Here is a 22,858-nt window from a genome sequence, read left to right on the forward strand (position 1 = left end):
TAAGGAGTAGAAGATACTATTTATTAAACGATGAAGGATGACGGCAGATGAATGAAGTGTTTCTTGGAATAGATGTAGGGACAACCGCAATTAAAATAGGTGTGATTGCCAAAGAAGAGCTGTGTTATGAACAATCAAGAAAGCTTACAACGTATTTTTGCGATAATGGTGCTCGTTATCAAAAAGGACAGGAGATTATTGACACAGTTACTTTACTTATTCAAGAAATTCCTGCAGTGCTTCGAATGCAAGTTGAAAGAATCGGCTTTAGTGTTGCAATGCATAGTGTCATGCCCTTTCAAAAGAAAATAGGAAACGTATATCTTTGGTCAGACACGCAATCAAGTGAGCTTGTTGAACAATTTCGTGGAACAGAGTTGGCTAAAAAATTGTATCGTGTTACTGGAACACCAATACATACGATGTCTCCTTTTTTCAAAATTCTCCATTTTAAACAAATAGGAGAATATGGTTCAAAAACTCGATGGTATGGTCTAAAGGAATTATTAATGCATCAGTTTACGGGAGAGTACATGATTGATTATTCTACGGCATCTGCGACTGGGTTGTTCAATTTAGAAAATCTGTATTGGGATAACGAAATACTCAAGCTACTTGATTTATCTGAAAATCAGCTGCCTCGGTTAGTTGACCCTCTCTATAGCCAAGCAATTAAAGCAGATTTTGCAAGAGAGCTTGGATTATCAGGGGCAACAAGGATTACTATTGGCGCAAGTGACGGGTGTTTAGCAGCTTACGGAAGTTATATTTCGACAGGGGTACCTAATAGTTTAACCGTTGGTACGAGTGCGGCGGTACGCAAGGTTTCCACAGAGGCTATATTTGATGAAGAAAGGCAGAACTTTTGCTATTATCTTGCTCCAGATAGTTACGTGGTTGGTGCTCCATCAAATAATGGAGGCTGCGTGTTAGAATGGGCAAGTAAAATTTTAGCAGATTCTGATTCTGAATTTTATGCTTTGCTTACAGAACGTTTAATGAAATCACCTATTGGAGCAAATGGACTTCGTTTTCATCCTTATATTAATGGAGAGCGAGCACCTTTTTGGAAAAGTGGGATGACAGCACAATTTAAGTATCTCACAATCCAACATACAAAAGAGGACATGACGAGGGCTGTTGTGGAAGGAATTCTAATGAATATTCGGATACTAAAAGAAATGGTGGGCGATGTAAACGAGCTAACATTGAGTGGAGGTTTCTTTAAAAATGAAATGCTTAGAGATATGACAAGTGAAGTATTAGGTGTAACTTGTTATCATGAACAATCAACAGAACCCATTTTTGGACTCTATTATTTGATATATGGAGCAACCACAGGAATAGAAGTTAAGAAACCAATTCAGTTTGTTCAAGAAAATGTAACATTGTACAATTCTATATATGACAGTTATTTTGAATAAATGTAGGTGCTAGGAAATAATGAGTGTTTAACTTATTTTCATAAGTTTGATGGGGAACGTTACGCTATTGAATTTTTCAGTCTGTAGAAGATTTTTGAGCAAAGAGATTGGGAGGTAAGTATTCAGTCTCGATAATCCGCTTGGTATTATGCAGTATCAGAAGTAAAACGTCTATGATTTATAGTAATACGCTGAAATTGTGGCTATTTATTAAGAGAAAAGGAAGCTAGGACAAAACTTTTAGAGTTATGTCCCAGCTTCTTTTTTTGAACACTGTTTACAACATTCTTCATGCAGCCAAGAAGAGTGTTGAAAAAGCAAAAAAATTGAGCAGGCTACTAGGCGTTTTCATAAACAACACATTTTGGCACGGATATTGCAAAGTAATAAGTGTAACTTAAAATTGGAAGGAGTTGGACAGATGAATTTAATTATATTAGCTAGTCATGGAGAATTAGCGATGGGGATGAAACACACAGCTAGTATGATTATTGGTGAGTCAGATAGGATTCATGCATTTAGTGCTTACAGAGACGAAGATGGACCTATTGAATTACAAGTAAAAGAGTTAGTTGAGGAATACTATGCAAAAGATGATATCTACATTTTGACAGATATCTTGGGAGGAAGTGTTAACACTTCCATGATGCAGCTGATAGTAAGCTATCCAAAAATTCAATTAGTATCGGGAATGAATTTGCCTTTAGTGATATCAATTGCCACCCAGACTCATAAGATAGCTGAAGATGAGCTTTGTAAAATTATTACGGAAAGTAAAGAGGCAATTCTTAACTGTTCAAAACTAATTAAGGAGAACGTAAATGAGGAGGTAGACGATTTATGATTAAATTAGTTCGAATTGACCATCGATTATTACATGGACAGGTCGTTTTTTCATGGAGTAAAGCGTTGAATATTTCACGAATCATTGTCGTCAATGACAGTGCCGCAACAGATGAGTTTAAAAAGATGTCTTTAAATTTATCCAAGCCAACAGGAATGATATTAAATATTTTTACAGTAGAAGAAGTCGTAAGCAAAATGTCTAAAATTGAAGAACTCAAGGACAATATTATGCTGGTTTTTGGAAATACAGCTGAGATGCTGAGATTTTGTCAGTCCTACTCTAAAATCACAGCTATAAATTATGGAGGGATAACAAAAAAGGAGGGATCGAAACAATATAGCAATGCCATATTTTTAGACAATCAAGAATTAGAGGATTCAAGGGCATTAAAGCAATTAGGTATACAGTTGTACATGCAGCAAGTGCCCACATCTAAGAAAGAAGAGCTAAATTCAAAAATTTAAAATAAAGGAGGATGAACATGTTATTTCAATCAATTGCATTAGGATTAATTGGTGTATTTTGTATTTTAGATTCAAGATTATTAGGCCGTTTAAACTTTGAGAGACCATTGATTGTAAGTACTTTGGTAGGGCTTGTCTTAGGGGATTTAGAAAAAGGACTATTGGTAGGGGCATCTTTAGAATTAATTTCTTTAGGGCTGGTAAATATTGGTGCGGCGGCTCCGCCAGATATGAATATGGCATCGATTATTGCTACAGCATTTGCTATTTTATCTGGGGCAAATGTGGAAGCTGCACTGACGATTGCAATCCCCATCTCAGTATTAGGGCAAATGCTGGGGATTCTGATGAGAACGATTTTATCTAATCTAACACACAGAGCTGATAAATTAATCGAAGAGGGAAATTATGGAAGTACCAGGCGAATACATATTGTGTGGGGAACCGGATTATATGCGCTAATGTATTTTGTTCCTATTTTTCTCGCTATTTATTTTGGCACGGATTTAGTTAAACAAATCGTGGAGCTCATTCCAGCATGGTTAACTAATGGATTGACCTTAGCAAGTAAAATATTGCCAGCATATGGGTTTGCTCTATTGTTAAACACAATGTTGACGAATAAACTCATTCCATTTTTATTGTTGGGCTTCTTTATTACTGCATACTCGGGATTAAGTATCATTGGAATTGCTGCATTTGCATGTATCTTAGCGTTTGTTATGTCTGAAATCAAATTTAAATCAGAAAGAAAACAGACTGTGACAGATCCTTTAGATGATTTATAAGGAGGAAAAAAGAATGGGAAAAGATCCAAATTCTTGGAAATATCGTCAATTTTTCTGGCGTTCGTGGGCAATTCAAGCTTCATGGAATTATGAACGGCAGATGAACATGGGGTTCATGTATGGGATGGCACCTATATTAGATGCAATTTATAAAGATCCTAATGATTCAGAATTGAAAAAAGAAGCGTATCAAAGACATATGGCATATTATAATTGCACCCCTCAGACAAGTGCATTTGTCTTAGGATTAGCCGCATCAATGGAAGAACAATACTATATTGATCAAGAAAATTTTAGTCCCGAAGCTGTAAGCGCAGTAAAAACAAGTCTGATGGGACCGCTATCTGGAATTGGTGATTCGTTCTTTCAAGGAACGATTCGGGTTTTAGCTTTTGGACTGGGAATCAATCTTGCCCAGAAGGGGAGTATCTTTGGTCCTATTTTAGCGATGCTCATTTCTTTTGTTCCGTCTTATCTAGTGACTTATTATGGTGGGAAAATTGGCTATAATATGGGGAATAAATACCTAACAAAGTTATATCAAGAAGGGTTAATGGAAAAAGTAATGTATGTTTGTTCGATTGTCGGTTTGATGGTTATCGGTTCGATGATTGCAAGTATGATTAACATTACAACACCTGTGCATGTAGGAGAAACGTTTGTTTTACAAGACGTGTTAAATGATATCATGCCTCAAATGATTCCATTAGGATTTACATTTTTCATGTATTGGTTGTTGAAGAAAAAAGTTCCTACTGGCTGGATGCTGGTAATTAGTATCGCTGGAGGCATTCTATTAAGCATTTTAGGCGTATTTAATTAGTGATAACCAAAAAAATGGTTAACTTATAAATAAGGAGGAATTCAAAATTATGAATTCAAAGGAAATTGTTCAAGAAATTATGCAGAAAAATGAGGTTGATAGTGTCTTCTTTGTGGGGTGTGGTGCATCAAAAGCAGATCTATATCCGGCAAAATATTTTTTAGACCAAAATGCAAAAAAGATTCGTGTTAGTCACTATACAGCAAATGAGTTTAATAAATCAACACCTCTCTCAGTGAATGAACATGCGATTGTCATCACAGCTTCTCTTGGAGGTGCAACTCCAGAGACTGTTACCGCAAATTCAGTTGCTAAAGAGAAAGGTGCCCATGTAATTAGTTTAACACGAACTGTTGATTCTGCATTAACAAAAGAAGCAGATTACGTCATTTATCATCGATTTGGAGAAAATTATGCAGCGAAGTTAGAAAAAACAGGGTATGCATTAGAGCTAGCAGTTGAAATACTTCAACAAACAGAGGGATATAATCATTATGAAAAAATGATAGATGGATTTTCAAAAATCTATAATCTTTCACAACAGTCAGCAGAATCTGCTCGATTAGAAGCAAAGAAGTTTGCACAGGCCTACAAAGATGATTCGGTTATTTATGTTATGAGTAGTGGAGCCACGCATGAAGTTGCTTATTCAACCTCTATTTGTTTGATGATGGAAATGCAATGGATTCATTCAGGGACATTCCACAGTGGTGAATTTTTCCACGGACCATTTGAAATAACAGATAAAGATGTTCCATTTGTCTTATTAATGAATGATGGGAAAACACGAGAAATAGACGCTAGAGCATTAACCTTTTTGGAACGTTTTGATGCAAAAACCGCAGTTGTCGATGCACTAGATTACGGATTATCTAGTGTGATTGATGCAGAAGTTATTGATTACTTTAATCCAATGATTATTACTGCTGTATTTAGAGTATATGCAGAAGAGTTAGCTATTGCCAGAGAACATCCATTGACAAAACGTCGTTATATGTGGAAATTATCTTATTAAATTAAGAATCATTGGAACCAGCTTTATAACAAAAAAAGATAAAGAGTGATAGATTAAAGTTGTTCTATACTAAATATTTTTAGATAAAAACAGAAGGAATGTACCAATCATTTACTTCAACCTTTATCTAGTATTGAGACGAATACAACTATTTCATGGCTGTCAAATATCTGGAGCAAAAATAAAGCTTGCTCCAGATTTCTTCTCATAAAAAGATTCGAAGGTCATTATTCGTTTGGTAAAATAAAGGAAAAGAATGAAAGCGGTGACGAAATGAAGCATACTATTATCCAATATTTGATTCAGCAAACGTTAACTTTTTCCCCAGAAAACATTGAATCATTTTCGGCACAGCAGATTTCTGCAGCTGTTGGACTGAATCGGAGTACAACAAGTGGTTATTTAAACCAAGCATTTAAAAATGGTGACTTAATAAAAATAAAGGAATATCCAGTGATTTTTTTGCATAAAGCAACATTTGCTACTCACTTTTTTCTTCCTAGTAAGTTAGAATACACCGCTCTTGAAGAATTATTATCTGAAAAGTACTCGAATTCTCTAGATCCATTAACTTATGTAATTGGTGCACAGGGAAGCTTAAAAGAGCAAATTGAACAGATTAAAACAGCAGTTTTATACCCAAAAAATGGATTACCCATTATGATTTGTGGTGCAAGTGGTTCTGGTAAGAGTTTTTTAGCACAGCAAATCCATCGTTATGCAGTTCATCAAGAGGTTATAAAGCAGGATGCACCGTTTCTCTCACTTAATTGTGCGCAGTATTTTAACAATCCGGAATTGCTTTCTAGTCTATTATTCGGCTATGTAAAAGGTGCATTTACTGGGGCTACACAAGATAGAGGTGGGCTTCTCCAGCAGGCAGATCAAGGAATTCTATTTTTAGATGAGGTGCATAGACTGACAGATGAAGGGCAAGAAAAATTGTTTACATTTATGGACTCTGGCAAGTATTCTCTTATGGGGGATGATGGGGTGGAAAAACAAGCAAATGTCCGTCTTATTTTTGCAACGACAGAAGATATACAAACGACTTTTTTACCTACTTTTTTAAGAAGGCTACCTGTAATAATTCATCTTCCTAGTTTTCAAGAAAGACCAAAATCGGAACGCTTAAAATTAGTAGATAGCTTCTTTTTAAAAGAAAGCGATATTCTCAATCGGACACTTCATGTATCCAAACGAGTCGTACATGCTTTACAATATTCCGAATTCGAAGGCAACGTGGGAAAAATCAAAAATTTAATTAAATACGCTTGTGGAAGCGCCTATGCCCGAGATAAAATCAGTACAGATATTCGAGTGAAAATTAGTGATTTGCCTGCAGAAAAATCATTGCGAACTACTGATTTTTATTCAGATACTACCTCACAAAGTTCAGAACGAGTCTACGTGCCACATTCAGAGAAACAAATTTCTTTGAAATCGGATGAAGTAATTAAGTTAGAAAATTTTTTTATTCTTTTAATGAGTAGATTTAATGAATTAGAAGCAAAACAGCTATCTAAAGAATATTTTGTTGAAGAAATGATTCGAGAAGTAATTTTATTAATGGATGAATTTGTGTTCCATCCTCCTTTTTCTAAAGAAGAGTCTGCATTTTCCTTTTTGAGCTATCATATTCGTTCGACCATTAAATACATGACAGAAAATTATGGTTTTGATCAAGATGGAAATAAGCTGCTATCTATTGCAATCTATCTTTATCTAAATGATAATGAGGTATTTTTAGATGAAAACGGAAAGTGGAAAGTAACGAGAAAACGTATTATCCAGTTTTTAGATGAATATATGGAAGAATCTTTATGGCTAGCTAAACGCTTATTAAACCAGTTGTCTGCACGTTTAGAGCGAGAATTTTTAGAGGAAGATCTAATTTTTGTTTCATTTTATTTATATAGTTTAAAGCTGTCAAAAATTAGTAATAAAGTGAAGTGTGTCGTGTTAGCCCATGGGTATTCGACAGCTAGCAGTATGTCAAATGTAGTCAATCGAATGTTAAAAAAGAATCTATTTCAGGCTTTTGATATGCCATTTGATATTACTCTGGATGAAGTAGAGAACCAAATCCTACATTACATGGAGAATTATCCTACACAAGCAGGACTAATCCTTCTCGTTGATATGGGCTCACTCAATCAACTATCAACAAGACTCGTCAACAAAATTAGTGGTCCTCTATTAATAATTGATGCAGTGTCTACGCCACTTGTTTTAGAGATTGGTCATGAGCTTTTAAAAGACAAACAATTGGATGAAATTTATCAATCAATTAAATTAGACGGAAGAATAAAAAAACAATTAGTATTTCCTGAAACTAAAAGAAAGAAAGCGATACTCAACTGTTGTTACACAGGAATGGGGAGTGCAATACAAATTCAAGAAATTTTAACCTCTAGTTTGGGTGAAGTCGGAAAAGATCTGATGATTATTCCCTATGATTATAAAAAGTTAAAAGAAAACAAGAAAAATGATTTGTCGTTTCAATTATATGAAGTGCTGGCAATCGTTGGAACAGAAAATCCAGATATAGAAGGAATTCCCTACGTCGGGCTAGATCATTTGATTTCGGGAGAGCAAGTAGATCAATTAATGAGTTTGCTGAAACAACACGCGACGTTTAGTGAATCGGAACTGAGACAAAATCTAGTATTTAATTTCTCAATAAAAAAAATTGTAGAGAATTTGGTCATTTTAGATGCAGAAAAAGTACTCACTCTTGTAAAAAAAGCGGTAGATAATTTAGAGGAAATTCTCCAAATAAAACTAAATAATAATAAAAAATTTTTGCTTTATTTACATGCTTGTTCGATGGTTGAAAGAATTTTGAGAAAAGAAAGAGTAGATAATCAAGAAGATATAGACGAATATCTGGCTGTGCACGGGAAAAGAATACTTGCAATACATCAGGCTTTTGCGGAGATTGAAAGAGAATACACGATTGAAATATCTACCTTAGAACTGCGGTTAATAGATGAAATTATTTCAAATTAAAGGAGAAGTAAGATGTTTGATAGTGTTATTTTTGATATGGATGGAGTCTTAGTTGAGACAGAAGAATTCTATTTTGAAAGAAGAATGAAGTTTTTTAAAGAAAAAAAGTTATTGCCAGCATCTAGTAAGATAGAAGATTATTTAGGAAAAACAGAAAAAGGTATATGGGAGACATTGGTTACGGATATATCCACTCGCAACTTGCTTTATAAGGAGTATGCTAGCTATCGGGAAGACTATCCAATAAATTATCCTGACGTGCTGCAGCAGGATGTAGAGGCTATTCTATGCAGGCTAAAGGAAAAAGAGATTAAACTGGCAATTGCTTCCTCCTCTCCATACATAGAGATTCAGCGGATGATTCAATCTTGCCAATTAGAAAACTATTTTGATTTGGTTATGAGTGGGGCTGAGTTGAAGGAAAGCAAGCCCAATCCTCAAATTTATTTAAACACTTGGCAACAATTAGCAACCGAAAACCCAATAGCTGTTGAAGATTCAATGGTAGGCATCGCATCAGCCAAAGCGGCGGGGATATATACGCTTGCTTTGAAGCAAAAGTTTTTTGTGGACCAATCAAAAGCAGATAAACAAATTTTTTCTTTAAATGAACTATTGTCTTTTTTTTAAAAGAAAAACCGTCTTGATACCAATCCTATGAAAAATTCGATTAGGATCGTATCAAGACGGGTATTATTTTTTTAGCCCAACTTCCTAACAATTTCTTCATAGAGAATTTGTGCATTTAACATCCCATAGTCTTTTTTTGATATGATTTTTATGGGTGTGTCTGGAAATTTTTTCTGAATTTCTTCTTTTGCATATCCGAACGCAGGCGTTAACAAAATATAGTTTGCTTTCGCTCCTTCTTCATCCACTTTAGTAGAATCATAGGTATTAATTTGGATATTTTTATTTGATTTTTTCATAAGCTGTGTCAGTCTTTGTTGGAGCAGCTGTGTTTGCATCAAGCCTGAATCTGTGATGAAGCTGAAAACAATATCAAAGATTATGACTTGTTTTTCTGGTATGTTTTCTGTGTGTTGGAATTCGTTTGGTTGTTTATTGCCCATTCGTTTTCTTCCTTTCGCTTTTGAGAGAAGAGAGTCAAAGAAAGAAGTCTGCTTGTTTCCTAAAAGTTCGTCGACAGATACATGAAAATAGTGACTCAAATCAAGAAGTAATTGAATATCAGGATTACTTTCTTCTCTTTCCCATTTAGAAACGGCTTGGGGAGTGACATGTAAAATTTCGGCTAACTCTTTTTGCGTCATCTTTTTTTCTGTTCTCAATTTTTTTATTTGCTTTCCAATTGCTAACATCAATATACCCCCATGAAACTCACCAAGGCAACAAACGCATAGTTGAGTCCCTTATTTTTTGATTCAACCAGTAGTTGAATCCTCTGTAATATCAAATATAGAGCATTTCTTTTAATATGTCACTAAAAAAACTTAGAATGCTGATTGAAAAATCAATCAATATCCTAAGCTTAAGTTTCATATTATAGTCCGATTAAGTAATCAGAGTCATTCATGGCTTCTACGGTTCCTAGTAAGTAGCCGTTCCCGACTTGAGAGAAGAAGTCATGGTTGCTTGTTCCTGTTGAGATACCGTTCATTACAATAGGGTTAACATCATTGGCTGTGTCTGGGAATAGAGGATCCATGCCAAGATTCATTAAGGCTTTGTTTGCATTGTAGCGTAAAAATGTTTTTACTTCTTCTGTCCAGCCTAATTCATCATAAAGTTCCTCTGTATAGCGTTCTTCGTTTTCATAAAGCTCATAAAGAAGTCCATACATCCATTCCTTCATCTTTTCTTGCTCTTCTTCAGGCAATTCATTGAAGCCAAGTTGGAATTTATAACCAATGTAAGTACCATGAACAGATTCATCACGAATGATGAGTTTGATAATTTCTGCTACGTTTGGTAACTTGTTATTTCCTAAATAGTAAAGTGGAGTATAGAAGCCAGAATAGAATAGGAACGTTTCTAGAAAGACACTAGCGACTTTCTTTTCTAAAGGAGTTCCATTTTTGTAAATTTCATTAATGTATTCTGCTTTTTTTTGCAGGTATGGGTTTGTGTTTGTCCATTCAAAAATTTCATCAATTTCAGACTTTGTATTTAAGGTACTAAAGATAGAAGAATAGCTTTTCGCATGAACAGACTCCATAAATTGAATGTTATTTAATACAGCTTCTTCATGTGGTGTGCGGACATCTTGTCTAAGCTGATCCATTCCACTTTCTGATTGAACGGTATCAAGTAATGTTAATCCGCCAAAAACATGTCCTACAGTGGTTTTTTCTAATTCAGAAAGGGTGCGCCAGTCATCTAAATCGTTTGATAAAGGGATTCGGGTATCTAGCCAGAACTGCTCTGTTAATTTTTCCCACGTTGATTTATCAATAATATCTTCAATCTCGTTCCAGTTTATCGCTTCATAATAAGTCTTTGACATGAAAATCCTCCTTTGTTCAGTACAAGAGGTTGGGACGGAAATCAGCTCCAAGAGAGAGGAGTCACTTCTGTTCCTACCGTTTATTAAGATTCAAGACGAGCGGGACATAACCATAGTTGTTATGTCCCTGTCTCAAAATGTGCAGTTAGATTACACAGCTTTCACATTGGTTGCTTCCAATTTCTTCTGCATCATCGGTAAAAGTACGTACATAATAAATTGATTTGACTCCCTTATTGAATGCATAGTGACGCAAAATATTCAAATCACGAGTGGTTTGTTTTGTGTTTTCTTTCCATTCATAAAGACCAAATGGAATTTCAGAACGCATGAATAAAGTCAAACTCATTCCTTGATCTACGTGTTGCTGTGCAGTTGCATAGACATCAATCACTTTACGCATATCCATATCATAAGCAGAAGTATAGTAAGGGATTGTATCATTTGCTAAATAAGGTGCTGGATAGTAAATTTTCCCAATTTTCTTTTCTTGACGTTCCTCAATCATACGAGTGATTGGGTGGATACTTGCACTTGTATCATTGATGTAAGAAATAGACCCATTTGGTGCAACAGCGAGACGATTTTGGTGGTATAGACCATCCTTTTTAATAGCTTCGCGAAGTTCTTTCCAATCTTCAGCAGAGGGGATAAAGATGTCCTTGAAAATCTCTTTTACTTTATCGAACTGAGGCTGGAATTCTCCGGTTACATACTTGTCAAAATAACGACCATTTGCATAATCTGATTTTTCAAAGTTATGGAAGACTTCACCAGATTCCTTTGCAATTGCATGACTTTCTACTAAGGTCCAATAATTCAATAACATGAAATAGATATTTGTAAAGTCAAGAGATTCTTCAGAACCATAAACCATATGATTTTTTGCAAAATACGTATGCAAGCCCATTGCACCTAATCCGATAGTGTGATTTAGTTTGTTTCCGTGTTGAATAGAAGGAACTACATCAATATCAGACGCATCTGTCACAAATGTTAATGCACGAGTCATCGCACGAACAGATTTTCCAAAGTCAGGGCTATCCATCAAGTTTACAATGTTTGTTGAACCTAGGTTACAGCTTATATCTGTGCCTAATACATCATATTCTTGTTTTCCATTGATAACAGAAGGTTCTTGTACTTGTAAGATTTCTGAACAAAGATTACTCATAATAATTTTTCCATAAACTGGGTTTGAACGATTGGCTGTATCAATATTGATAATGTAAGGATAGCCAGATTCTTGTTGCAGTTTTGAAATTTCATTTTCAAGATCACGTGCTTTGATTTTTTGTTTACGAATATTTGGATTTGCCACCATATTGTCGTATTCTTTGGTGATATCAACGTAAGAAAAAGGAACCCCGTACTCTTTTTCCACACTATAAGGACTGAATAAATACATATCCTCATTATTTCTTGTTAGTTCGTAAAACTTATCAGGTACGATTGCACCTAAAGAGAGTGTTTTTACACGTATTTTTTCATCTGCGTTTTCTTTTTTCGCAGAGAGAAATTGAATAATATCAGGATGGAAGACGTTTAAGTAAACAACACCCGCTCCTTGACGTTGACCTAATTGATTTGAATAGCTAAAGCTATCTTCAAACAATTTCATTACAGGAACCACACCACTGGCAGCTCCTTCATAGCCTTTGATTGGGGCACCTGCTTCACGCAAGTTTGAAAGGGTAATACCAACGCCACCGCCAATTCTAGAAAGCTGCAAAGCGGAGTTAATGGAACGTCCAATCGAATTCATATCGTCAGTTACTTGAATTAAGAAACAAGAAACCAGTTCACCTCGACGCTTACGTCCAGCATTTAAGAAAGAAGGGGTTGCTGGCTGGTAGCGTTGATGAATCATTTCATCTGCTAAAGTGAGTGCAAGCTCTTCATCTCCGTTGGCAAAATAAAGAGCATTAAAGGCAACGCGGTCTTCATACGTTTCTAAATAAGCAGTACCGTCGTTTGTTTTCAATGCATATTGGGAATAAAATTTATAAGCAGCCATAAATGATTTAAATTGGAAATTTTGTTCTTCTAAAAACTGATATAGTTTTTCAATAAACGATTCGGAGTAAAGCTTGATAAACGCTTCCTCTAGATAGTCATTTTTTAGAAGATAATCAATCTTCTCTTTAATAGAAGAAAACTTCATTGTATTTGGATTTGCATTCTCTTCAAAAAATGCAGCCAAAGCTTCTTGATCTTTGTTTAATGGGATTTGACCATTTACCGGGCGGTTAATCTCATTATTTAGCTTAAAGTAGCTAACGTCTTTTAAATTCTTAAGACTCAAGTTCATTCACAACCTTCTTTATAGTGTCGACATCCTCAACGGTGCCGCTAAATTCAATGGCATGCAGCAGAGGGGCTTGATAGTCCTTTGCTAATTGCTTTGCTGCGTAGACAAACAGTTCAGCAAAATTTCGATTGCCACTACCAATAATCCCTTTAAGTAGAGAGGCATTTTGTTCGTGATCTAAAAAATCGTAAACAACATCCATAATTTCTTGGTCATAGGTAGGTACAGCAAGAACAAATGGTTCTTTTATCTCAAAAAAAGGATTTGCAGGCTCAATTTCATAAGCAGGCAAATCCAACTTTTTAACAAATCTTCTGGTCTGACCAGTCATTGAGAAGAAAACAATCTTCATCTTAACTAGCTAATTGTTTTAGTTGGTCAGGACGGAATCCAATCACTGTTGCAGCATCAGAGGTAATTACTGGAACTGTTTGAAATCCTTGTTCTTTCAGCCAATCCACCGCTTCTGGTTGATTATCAATGTTCACTTCTTCAAATGCTATATTATTTTCGCTCAAGTAGCGTTTCACCATTTTGCATTGCATACAATTGTTTTTTGAAAAGATTTTTACGTTCATGATTGTTTCCTCCCGAATCAATTAAATTTCTATACTCATTAGTATAAATCTATCTAGAAAAAAGTCAATCTAAAAACACTATATATTGTGTCGAGGAAAAATATAAACACCAAGTTTAGTGTTTTGAAAAAATATGAAAGCAAGAATCATAAGGGTAAAAACGGTTTACTAAATCGAAAAAACTTTAAAAAAATTTTTCAAAAGAACTATTTTTTTCACTTAAAGTTATAAAAATAAATCGAAGAAACTTAGCTGGTTTATTCACAATCTCGTTGACTTTTTTCGTAAATGAGAGTACTCTTGTTGAGAACGATTATCAATTTCAATGATTTTTATTTTAATAGATTATGAATGATTTTCACAAGGAGAGGAACGTATGTTATTTCTTAGCCAAGCACAACACAATCGTGTGTATCAAATAAAAGAAGTGAAGGTAGATGAATCTGTGAAAAAGCATCTACACGATTTAGGTGTCATTCCTGGTGGAAAAATCGTATTAATTAATACCTCTGGTGAAAATGGAATTGTACTATTACATAATAGTAGAATTGCGATTACGCAAAATGTGTTGGAAGCCATTTTAATAGAAGAACCTTCAGCTAATCCTGCTAATTGGCTTTCGCTAGATCAACTTAATATTGGAGACACAGGACGAGTGGTAAGTATTCATGGGACAGGAGCTGTCAGACGTCGATTAATGGATATGGGGTTGACAAGAGGAACATCTGTTTATGTTCGTAAGCTTGCCCCTTTGGGTGATCCAATTGAGATTCATGTGCGAGGATATGAGTTGACACTGAGAAAAAATGAGGCAGAACTCGTGCTAATTGAAAAGGAGGAAGAAAGATGAGTGATTACCAGATTGCGTTAGCGGGAAATCCAAATAGTGGAAAGACAAGTACCTTCAATAGTTTGACCGGTTCAAACCAATACGTAGGAAACTGGCCCGGCGTGACAGTAGAGCGTAAGGAAGGCCGGCTAAAAACGGATGCTACAGTCACGATTCAGGATTTACCTGGTATTTATTCACTTTCTCCTTATACGCCCGAAGAAGTTGTTGCTAGAGACTATCTCTTACACGGACAGCCACACGCCATTTTAAATGTGGTTGATGCAACGAACCTTGAAAGAAATCTTTATCTAACGACTCAATTAATGGAGATGGGCATTCCTGTTGTGATTGGGTTAAATATGATGGACATCGTAGCAAAACAAGGGAAAAAAATTAATTTAGAAAAATTAGCCTATAGTATGGGTACGCCAGTAGTTGGAATGAGTGCTCTAAAAAAACGTGGACTACAAGAGGCAATAAATGAAACAATTCATGTCGCAAAACAATTTCCGGTAGAGGCTGATTACCCAACCTATGATGCTCGTTTGGAAACTGCACTGAATGAAATTGTGGATGTCTTAGGACAGACAGTTTTAGAAAAACAAAGTCGTTGGTACGCTGTTAAACTTTTTGAAAGGGATACTCAGGCGCAGCAAGAATTAAATCTAAGCGTCATACAAAAGAAAGAAATTGAAGAAATTATCTGCATCACTGAGAAAATTTTTAAGGATGATAGTGAAACAATCCTCATTAATGAACGATATGAATTCATCAGTCGCGTCATTCATCTTTGTGCGATTGAAAAAGATGAGATTCGGTTGTCATTTAGCGATAAAATTGATCAGGTAGTAACGAATCGCTGGCTTGCATTACCTATTTTTGCAGGTGTTATGTGGGGGATCTATTATCTTTCGATTCAAACAATCGGCACAATGGGAACCGATTGGATAAATGACCAGCTATTTGGAGAGTGGGTACCTACAACAGTAGGGAATTTATTGACGAATTGGCAGGTTGCTGACTGGATGCAAGGACTTATTTTAGATGGAATTATCGCAGGTGTTGGTGCGGTTTTAGGCTTTTTACCTCAGCTTATTGTCCTTTTTCTATGTTTGTCTTTCTTAGAGGACTGTGGGTATATGTCGCGCATTGCATTTGTCATGGATCGATTATTCCGTAAATTTGGGCTGTCAGGGAAATCATTTATCCCTATGTTGATTGCGACTGGTTGCGGGGTACCTGGAGTAATGGCAAGCCGAACAATTGAAAATGAAAAGGATCGTCGAATGACTATTATGGTCACGACATTCATGCCTTGTTCAGCGAAGCTTCCAATTATTGCATTGATTGCAGGGGCATTTTTTCCAACCAGCAGTTGGGTAGCGCCGTCTGCCTACTTTGTTGGGATTGGAGCAATTGTTTTGTCTGGAATTGCTTTAAAGAAAACACAGTTATTTGCGGGAGATCCAGCACCGTTCATTATGGAGCTTCCTGCCTATCATCTTCCACAAGTAAAAAGTATTGTGAGACAGACCTATGATCGCAGTAAATCATTTGTGAAAAAAGCAAGTACAATTATTTTTGTTTCAAGTATTCTTATTTGGTTTACGTTCTCTTATAATTTTGCTTTTCAGCCGGTTCAATCTGAACAAAGTATTTTAGCAAGCCTGGGGCATCTGATTTCTCCATTGTTTGCACCGTTAGGTTGGGGAAATTGGCAAGGAGCGGTAGCGACAATTACTGGTTTAGTGGCAAAAGAAAATGTGATTAATACATTTGGAATATTATTTGGACATGCAGAAGGGATTTCAGAAAACGGCCGCGAAGTATGGTCTACTTTACAAGGAAGCTACACCGCTGTTGCCGCGTATTCATTTTTAGTCTTTAATTTGTTATGTGCCCCATGTTTTGCCGCAATAGGAGCAATTCATCGAGAAATGGCAAATAAGAAATGGACGTGGATTGCTATTGGGTATCAGTGCGGATTAGCTTATGCAGTAAGTTTCATTATCTATCAAATTGGGCATGTATTATTTGAAGGTGCAGCAATAGGGATAGGATTTGCTTTGGCGATCGTCGTTCTTGCTGGAATGATTTATCAGCTAACAAAGAAAAATAAGCAAAAAATGGTATCAACTGTTACGTTAACAACTATTGAAGGAGGGGCAAAATGATTGCGACAATCATTCTTTCGATTTTAATTTTTGGTAGTGCAAGTTATGTGATTTATTCCAGAATAAAGACTGGAAAAACTTGTGATGACTGCAAGACAAGTTGTCCGGTGAAAACGCAGCAAAGTAAATGAAGAATTGTTTGCTTCAAAAGCTGGGCATGAGAAATTCAAGAGTTTGGAGTTGTACTTTACAAGTAAGTAATGAGAAAATAGGATTTCATTTTAGATTATTCTATATTTATAGAAAGACAAGAATCATTTAGGTAAAAAATTATTTATCCCTATTGAATACGTTTACTACTTATGCTAGAATCAGTTTGTAATTAAAATAAATTTTTTGGCGTGTTACTGATAATGCAGGCAAGACCAAAACAAACAATGTTACTCAGATTTATACTGGGTTTCGGTTTGTTTTGGTCTTTTTTTATTGAAAGGAGAAAAAAATGGATTATAAAAAAGTCGGTAAAGAAGTTTTACAGCAAGTTGGAGGGAAAGACAATGTGGTGAATATTACTCATTGTGCAACTCGATTACGTTTTGAATTAGTAGATAAAAAGAAAGTAAATACCAAGCAGTTAGAGTCAATAGAAGGAGTCATTAGTGTGGTTGATGGCGGCGGGCAATACCAAGTCATCATTGGAAATGAAGTTCAAACTGCATTTAAGGAGATTCAAAAAGAGATTGGTACAGAAAACTCAAAATCAAAGAAAGAGACTACTGAAAAAGAAAGTTTAGTTTCTCGACTGATTAGTGTAATCTCAACAACATTTACACCTATGATTCCCGCTATTACAGGGGCTGGTATGGTAAAAGCAATTTTGGCGATATTAACTTTAACAGGGCTATTGTCAGACAGTAGCCAAACCTACATTATCTTAAATACTATTGCAGATGCAGCCTTTTATTTTATGCCGATTTTGTTGGCATATGGTGCATCAATTAAATTTGATGTTAGTCCGATTCTTGCGATTACTGTTGCGGGTATTTTACTACATCCAAACATTTCTCAGCTTTTTTCTACAGGAGAATCTGTTACTTTTATTGGGATTCCAGTTCTTGCAGCTGATTATGCCGGATCTGTATTACCAATCATACTTACTGTATGGATTATGTCTTATGTCGATCGGTTTGCCGAAAAAGTCTCTCCGTCATTTATCAAGTTTTTCACTAAACCAATGTTGATTTTTTTAATTATGGGACCATTGGCATTAATAGTCATTGGGCCTTTTGGCACCCTTTTGAACGACTTGGTAGCTTCTGCAGCAGAATGGATTAATGGAAAAGCGGAATGGTTAATTCCTTTCCTAATGGGTGGATTACAGCCATTCCTAGTTGTTACAGGTACAGCTTGGGCAATGACTCCAATCGCAACAATGCAGTTGAGTAAGAATGGATCAGAAATGATTAACGGCCCAGGGATGTTGGCATCTAATATTGCGCAGTCTGGTGCGACGTTTGCGGTTGCAGTGAAAACAAAAAATAAAGAGCTAAAGCAATTGGCAGCCTCTTCTGGTATAACAGCGCTCATGGGAATCACCGAACCTTCCTTGTATGGTGTTACCTTGAAATTAAAGACTCCTTTGATTGCGGCAATGATTGGTGGGGCATTAGGCGGGCTGTATGCTGGGCTTAGTGGATTAGTCAGATATGCATTTGTCTCCCCAGGTTTAGCTGCGTTACCTGCTTTTATTGGTGAGAATCCTATGAATATTGTTCATGCAATTATTACTTGCTTGATTTCATTTATTGCCACATTTTTTATTGCGTATATTATTGGATTTGAAGATATCCCAGATGAAGAGATGTCTGATACAATTGAGCTGACGAAAGTTATGGCACCAGTAAAAGGAGAAGTAATTTCTCTTTCAGAAGTAAATGATGGTGTATTCTCAAAGGAATTATTAGGAAAAGGAGTTGCAATAAAACCTGAAGAAAGTATGATTGTCTCTCCGGTTGAAGGGGAGATAGTAACGGTCTTAAAATCTAAACATGCCATTGGTATTCGTTCGAAAGAAGGAATAGAATTGTTAATTCATGTAGGCATTGATACTGTAAACTTGAATGGAGCACCGTTTGAAGTATTTGTGGAAGAAGGAGAGCATGTCACTGTCGGTCAAAAATTAATACAAGCCGATTTTGATAAAATAAATGCAGCTGGATATGACAACACAGTCATTTTAGTTGTGACAAACAGTGAACAGTTTCCAACTATATCCGAGCATATAGGTATTATCGCCGAGCATTCTTCTGTCATGGATATAAAATAGGAGGGAATCTTGATGCATTATCAAAAATTAAATTCATTTCCTAAAAACTTCTTATGGGGGGCATCTATCAGCGCCTATCAAGCAGAGGGAGGAACAAATGAAGATGAGAAATTAGCTTCTATTATCGATAAATATATTCATCCGGAAGGTGTGGCAAGCTTTGAGGTCGCTTCAGATTTTTATCATAATTATAAAGAGGACATCAAGTTATTTGCAGAGTTGGGATTAAAAGCCTTTCGTTTTTCAATTGCTTGGACTCGAATAATGACTTTTGATAATAAAAAAGTCAATGAAAAAGGAATTGACTTTTATCATAATATTATTGATGAATGTATAAAATATGGAATTGAACCCATTGTTACGATGTATCATTTTGATTTACCCTATTACTTGGAGGAAAAAGGTGGATGGTTAAATCGACAGACAATCGATTATTTCTTGGAGTATGCGCAAGTATTGTTTCAAGAATATGGTGGGAAAATAAATTATTGGTTGACAATTAATGAACAAAATACCATGATTCTTCATCCAGGTGCGATAGGATTACCAGTGAGCGGTAACTTGCCTACAAAGAAAGAATTATTTCAAATGAATCATCATGTGCTGCTTGCTCAAGCAAAAGTTTTTAAAATTTATCATGAGTTAAGTGCTACCGGAAACATTGGTCCTGCAATTAATCTTACCGCGATGTACCAAGCAACCGCAGCGCCAGAAGATGCAATTGCTGCACATAACTGGGAGACATTGCGAGGATGGTCATTTTTAGATGTGGCGGTTCGTGGATCGTATAACTATCTTTTTGAAAAATATTTGCAGGACCGAGAGCTATATCCTACAATAGAAAAAAATGACTTTAAAACACTGGCAGCTGGAAAACCTGATTTCATTGCTATAAATTATTATTCTACAGCTACGATTGCTGCAAGCAAAAATGATGGGACAGATGAATCTGCTAGAGCAGGGGATCAACAGATTATGCTTGGAGAAGAAGGCGTCTATCGTGCCGCTGAAAATCCATATGTAGATAAAACACCCTATGGATGGGTTGTTGACGCTAGTGGGTTAAGATTGACCTTAAGAAAACTATATGATCGATATGAACTACCCATTCTAATTACTGAAAATGGGTATGGAGCACCAGATAAGATGGATTCTAATGGTGAAATTCATGATATTGAGCGAATTGACTATTTACGTAAACACATTCGAGCAATTCAAGAGGCACTCACTGATGGCGTGCAAGTTCTAGGCTACCTGCCTTGGTCGGCCATAGATGTAGTTAGTACGCATCAGGGGTTTAATAAACGGTATGGTTTTATTTATGTTGATCGGACGGATACTGATTTGAAAGAATTGGCTAGGGTAAAAAAAGACAGTTTTTATTGGTATAAAAAAGTCATTAGTCAAAATGGGTTGGATGAAAAAAGTAGGTGAATTGAATGAAAGTATTGAAGTCTTTAAATAATAGTCTCATTCTATGCCAAGATAATGAGGGCTCAGAAGTAATTTTAATGGGAAAAGGATTAGGATTTCAGTTGAAGAAAGGTGATACTGTTCCTTTAGAGAAGGTGGAAAAAATCTTCAAACTCGATTCTTTATCTTCCACTTTAAAAACAGACTACATTCATTTATTTGAAAATGTGTCTGATGAGTTGATTATAAATGTTAAAAAGATTGTAGATTATGCCAATACAAAGTTTGAGTATCCTCTCAGTAAAAATCTTTTTTTCACATTACTAGATCACATAAAATATTCTATTGAAAGAAGTAAGAATGGGATTGTTTTTCAGAATAAATTGTTAGTCGAAATTCAGAAATATTATCCAAAAGAATTTTCCATAGGCTGTTATGGAATTGAGCAAATTAACAAAGAACTGAATGTTCAACTACCTGAGGAAGAAGCCGGAAATATTGCTTTTCATATTGTAAACGCACAAGATGAACAGACCAATATGGAAGAAACCATCCAATTTATTCGAATGTTGAAAGATGTTTTAATGATATTAAGTTATCTTTTTCCCGAAAAAGAAGTAGATAAAGAATCCATGCTATACTTAAGATTTGTTACTCATTTACAATTTTTTCTTAACCGAATGATTAAAGCAGAAGAACTTCCTAGCAAAGATGATTTCTTATTAAATTCTGTCAGTAATCGTTTGCCCAAAGAATTAGAAGCTGCAAAAAAGATAAAAGAGTATGTGGAAAAGGAGTTACCTGTAACTGTTAATAATGATGAAATTTTATATTTAACACTGCATATTTCTAGAGTTTATTAGGTAGAAATAAATTTTTACGAAATAGTAATCACTCATATGGACGGAAATATAAGGACAATAAGTTGAGTTAAAAAGCTAGAGAAAATCTTTCTTTAAGACTGAATGAGTAGTACTTATATTTTTGTCCTTTATCTATCTAAAGCTAATTTTTTTATTGATTGGTTATTTCACTCGATAAATTTAAAAAAGGACACTATAATTACCTATAGAAAAAATAAATTCGGACAGAAGTGTTCAACTTCGAAAACCAGATAAGGATGTCTCACTGCCTATTTTCTTTAGAAGCAGTTTTTTATTAATAGTTCAGTCTTTTTTTGAAGCCTTCGATTATGTAGAAGATGTTGAAGGCCCCATCTTTCATTAAGGTTTTAAGAAATCTGGAAGTAACGACTATAGGCGGTTCTTAGACTCAGTCAACGTAATTAATTGAATTATAAATAGCATGATTAGGTTGTTTATGGATAGACGAGAATGGTTATCTAGAAAAACTATTAAAGGTGGTAAGAAAATTTGAGTAGTATTTTATTCTGATTAAAGAGTGAATCGAATAGATTGAGCGTTCAAAATATTCTAGACATAAGTTTTTTAAGACTTTATTTTGATTATTTTCCATATACATAGTAGTATTAGCGTAATAATACTCAAGGTGAGGGAACTATATGCGAGAAAAAAAGAAGGTTGTTGTCCCAAGATATCAGCAGATTGCTGTGGATTTAGCTGAGCGAATCATGGAAAATAGATATCAGGTTGGAGAAAAAGTTCATGCACGCTCTACGTTAGCGAGTGCTTATAATGTATCTCCTGAAACTGCTCGAAAAGCAATTAACGTTTTAGTAGATTTGGGGATTATGGAAGTACGTCATGGAAGCGGTGCGTATATTGCTTCAAAAGAAAATGCAAAATCATTTTTAGAGCAGTATAAAGATGTTCAATCGATTCAAGAAGTTAAAAGTGAAATCATGGAGAGTGTGAAACAGCAAAAAGACGAGTTAGATCATTTTGCCCAACTTTTAGATCAGCTTGTTGCTCAGACAAAACGTACACATACGATGAATCCATTCCTACCTTTTGAATTAGTATTAACCTCAGAAGCCCTCCACTTAGAAAGCTCTATCAGTGAGCTGAATTTATGGCAAGAAACGTCTGCAACAGTGGTAGCTATTTTGCATAATGAGGAGCTGCTGCTTTCACCAGGACCCTATGCGAAGTTATCAGAAAATGATACGATCTATTTTGTCGGAAATGAATATGCGCTTCAGCGTATGCAAAATTTCTTTTATCCGGGAGTTAGCTTGGATACTGAGGGAAGTATTTAGCAAACAGGATATTCAGTGAATTTCAGTTAAATTTAAAACTAAATAAAAGGACTTGTTATTGGGCATGTACAGTAACAAGTTTTTTTTGTGCAAAATTCTACCAGCTGGTTGTTGGGAACTAAAGAAGTGATTGTCTCAAAAATATATGCTTTTGGAACAAGATGTTGGATAAGCACCCCTTTTGACAAAGTGACCACACCATGTTAACCTAGTGTGGTCACTTAGTTTTCAGAAAGAAAATGAAAAAATGTGAAAAAGGAGTTTT

The 22,858-nt window shown here is 35.4% G+C and carries 20 protein-coding genes; 15 read left to right on the plus strand and 5 right to left on the minus strand.

The window, feature by feature from the left end; translation table 11 throughout:
• Positions 1-47 precede the first annotated feature (47 nt).
• The 8 genes from I589_RS03275 (at position 48) to I589_RS03310 (ending at position 9,003) form a co-directional block, all read left to right on the plus strand.
• The gene (locus I589_RS03275) at positions 48-1,424 is read left to right on the plus strand and encodes a gluconokinase (protein WP_010769558.1); all 1,377 of its coding nucleotides are present in this window, start codon (positions 48-50) and stop codon (positions 1,422-1,424) included.
• 421 nt (positions 1,425-1,845) lie between these two features.
• Entirely contained in the window at positions 1,846-2,268 is a 423-nt protein-coding gene (locus tag I589_RS03280) for a PTS sugar transporter subunit IIA (protein WP_010769557.1), read from the plus strand.
• Positions 2,265-2,735 (plus strand): PTS sugar transporter subunit IIB, encoded by a 471-nt coding sequence (locus I589_RS03285; RefSeq protein ID WP_010769556.1) that lies wholly within the window; start codon positions 2,265-2,267, stop codon positions 2,733-2,735. Before I589_RS03280 ends, I589_RS03285 begins: the two co-directional genes overlap by 4 nt.
• Before the next feature lie 17 nt (positions 2,736-2,752).
• Positions 2,753-3,523, plus strand: coding sequence for a PTS mannose/fructose/sorbose/N-acetylgalactosamine transporter subunit IIC (locus I589_RS03290; RefSeq protein ID WP_010769555.1), 771 nt, complete (start codon positions 2,753-2,755; stop codon positions 3,521-3,523).
• Positions 3,524-3,536: 13 nt separating this feature from the next.
• Entirely contained in the window at positions 3,537-4,346 is an 810-nt protein-coding gene (locus I589_RS03295; protein ID WP_010769554.1) for a PTS system mannose/fructose/sorbose family transporter subunit IID, read from the plus strand.
• Positions 4,347-4,395: 49 nt separating this feature from the next.
• Positions 4,396-5,361 carry an SIS domain-containing protein gene (locus I589_RS03300; protein WP_010769553.1) on the plus strand — a complete coding sequence of 322 codons (966 nt, stop codon included), beginning with the start codon at positions 4,396-4,398 and terminating at the stop codon, positions 5,359-5,361.
• A 273-nt stretch (positions 5,362-5,634) separates the two neighbouring features.
• Positions 5,635-8,373, plus strand: a complete 2,739-nt coding sequence (locus I589_RS03305; RefSeq protein WP_010769552.1) for a sigma-54-dependent transcriptional regulator — start codon at positions 5,635-5,637, stop codon at positions 8,371-8,373.
• 12 nt (positions 8,374-8,385) lie between these two features.
• Positions 8,386-9,003, plus strand: a complete 618-nt coding sequence (locus I589_RS03310; RefSeq protein ID WP_010769551.1) for an HAD family hydrolase — start codon at positions 8,386-8,388, stop codon at positions 9,001-9,003.
• 71 nt (positions 9,004-9,074) lie between these two features.
• On the opposite strand, the gene I589_RS03315 is transcribed toward I589_RS03310, so the two are convergent.
• From I589_RS03315 to nrdH, 5 genes are all read right to left on the minus strand, one after another.
• The gene (locus I589_RS03315; RefSeq protein ID WP_010769550.1) at positions 9,075-9,695 is read right to left on the minus strand and encodes a helix-turn-helix domain-containing protein; all 621 of its coding nucleotides are present in this window, start codon (positions 9,693-9,695) and stop codon (positions 9,075-9,077) included.
• Positions 9,696-9,877: 182 nt separating this feature from the next.
• Positions 9,878-10,840, minus strand: coding sequence for a class 1b ribonucleoside-diphosphate reductase subunit beta (nrdF, locus tag I589_RS03320; protein ID WP_010769549.1), 963 nt, complete (start codon positions 10,838-10,840; stop codon positions 9,878-9,880).
• A gap of 145 nt (positions 10,841-10,985) precedes the next feature.
• A complete protein-coding gene (gene nrdE / locus I589_RS03325; protein ID WP_034684629.1) occupies positions 10,986-13,145 on the minus strand; it encodes a class 1b ribonucleoside-diphosphate reductase subunit alpha in 2,160 nt (719 codons plus the stop codon).
• Positions 13,135-13,503: a class Ib ribonucleoside-diphosphate reductase assembly flavoprotein NrdI gene (gene nrdI, locus I589_RS03330; protein ID WP_034684327.1), complete on the minus strand. Its 369-nt coding sequence runs from the start codon at positions 13,501-13,503 to the stop codon at positions 13,135-13,137. The genes nrdE and nrdI overlap by 11 nt, the downstream gene beginning before the upstream one ends.
• Before the next feature lies 1 nt (position 13,504).
• Positions 13,505-13,729, minus strand: coding sequence for a glutaredoxin-like protein NrdH (gene nrdH / locus I589_RS03335; protein WP_010769546.1), 225 nt, complete (start codon positions 13,727-13,729; stop codon positions 13,505-13,507).
• Positions 13,730-14,105: 376 nt separating this feature from the next.
• Between nrdH and I589_RS03340 the strand changes: the two genes are divergently transcribed.
• The 7 genes from I589_RS03340 to I589_RS03365 all read left to right on the plus strand — a co-directional run bounded on the left by I589_RS03340 (position 14,106) and on the right by I589_RS03365 (position 22,593).
• The gene (locus I589_RS03340) at positions 14,106-14,579 is read left to right on the plus strand and encodes a FeoA family protein (protein ID WP_010769545.1); all 474 of its coding nucleotides are present in this window, start codon (positions 14,106-14,108) and stop codon (positions 14,577-14,579) included.
• A complete protein-coding gene (gene feoB / locus I589_RS03345; RefSeq protein WP_010769544.1) occupies positions 14,576-16,735 on the plus strand; it encodes a ferrous iron transport protein B in 2,160 nt (719 codons plus the stop codon). Before I589_RS03340 ends, feoB begins: the two co-directional genes overlap by 4 nt.
• The gene (locus tag I589_RS18015) at positions 16,735-16,866 is read left to right on the plus strand and encodes a FeoB-associated Cys-rich membrane protein (protein ID WP_174299001.1); all 132 of its coding nucleotides are present in this window, start codon (positions 16,735-16,737) and stop codon (positions 16,864-16,866) included. The genes feoB and I589_RS18015 overlap by 1 nt, the downstream gene beginning before the upstream one ends.
• 311 nt (positions 16,867-17,177) lie before the next feature.
• Complete coding sequence (locus tag I589_RS03350) at positions 17,178-19,001, plus strand: beta-glucoside-specific PTS transporter subunit IIABC (RefSeq protein ID WP_010769542.1); 1,824 nt, start codon at positions 17,178-17,180, stop codon at positions 18,999-19,001.
• 12 nt (positions 19,002-19,013) lie between these two features.
• The gene (locus tag I589_RS03355) at positions 19,014-20,435 is read left to right on the plus strand and encodes a glycoside hydrolase family 1 protein (RefSeq protein WP_010769541.1); all 1,422 of its coding nucleotides are present in this window, start codon (positions 19,014-19,016) and stop codon (positions 20,433-20,435) included.
• A 5-nt stretch (positions 20,436-20,440) separates the two neighbouring features.
• Complete coding sequence (locus I589_RS03360) at positions 20,441-21,277, plus strand: PRD domain-containing protein (protein ID WP_010769540.1); 837 nt, start codon at positions 20,441-20,443, stop codon at positions 21,275-21,277.
• A gap of 659 nt (positions 21,278-21,936) precedes the next feature.
• Complete coding sequence (locus tag I589_RS03365) at positions 21,937-22,593, plus strand: GntR family transcriptional regulator (RefSeq protein ID WP_010769539.1); 657 nt, start codon at positions 21,937-21,939, stop codon at positions 22,591-22,593.
• The last annotated feature ends 265 nt before the right edge of the window (positions 22,594-22,858 follow it).

The organism is Enterococcus phoeniculicola ATCC BAA-412, assembly GCF_000407505.1.
In the GTDB taxonomy this organism is placed as follows: Bacteria; Bacillota; Bacilli; order Lactobacillales; family Enterococcaceae; genus Enterococcus_K; species Enterococcus_K phoeniculicola.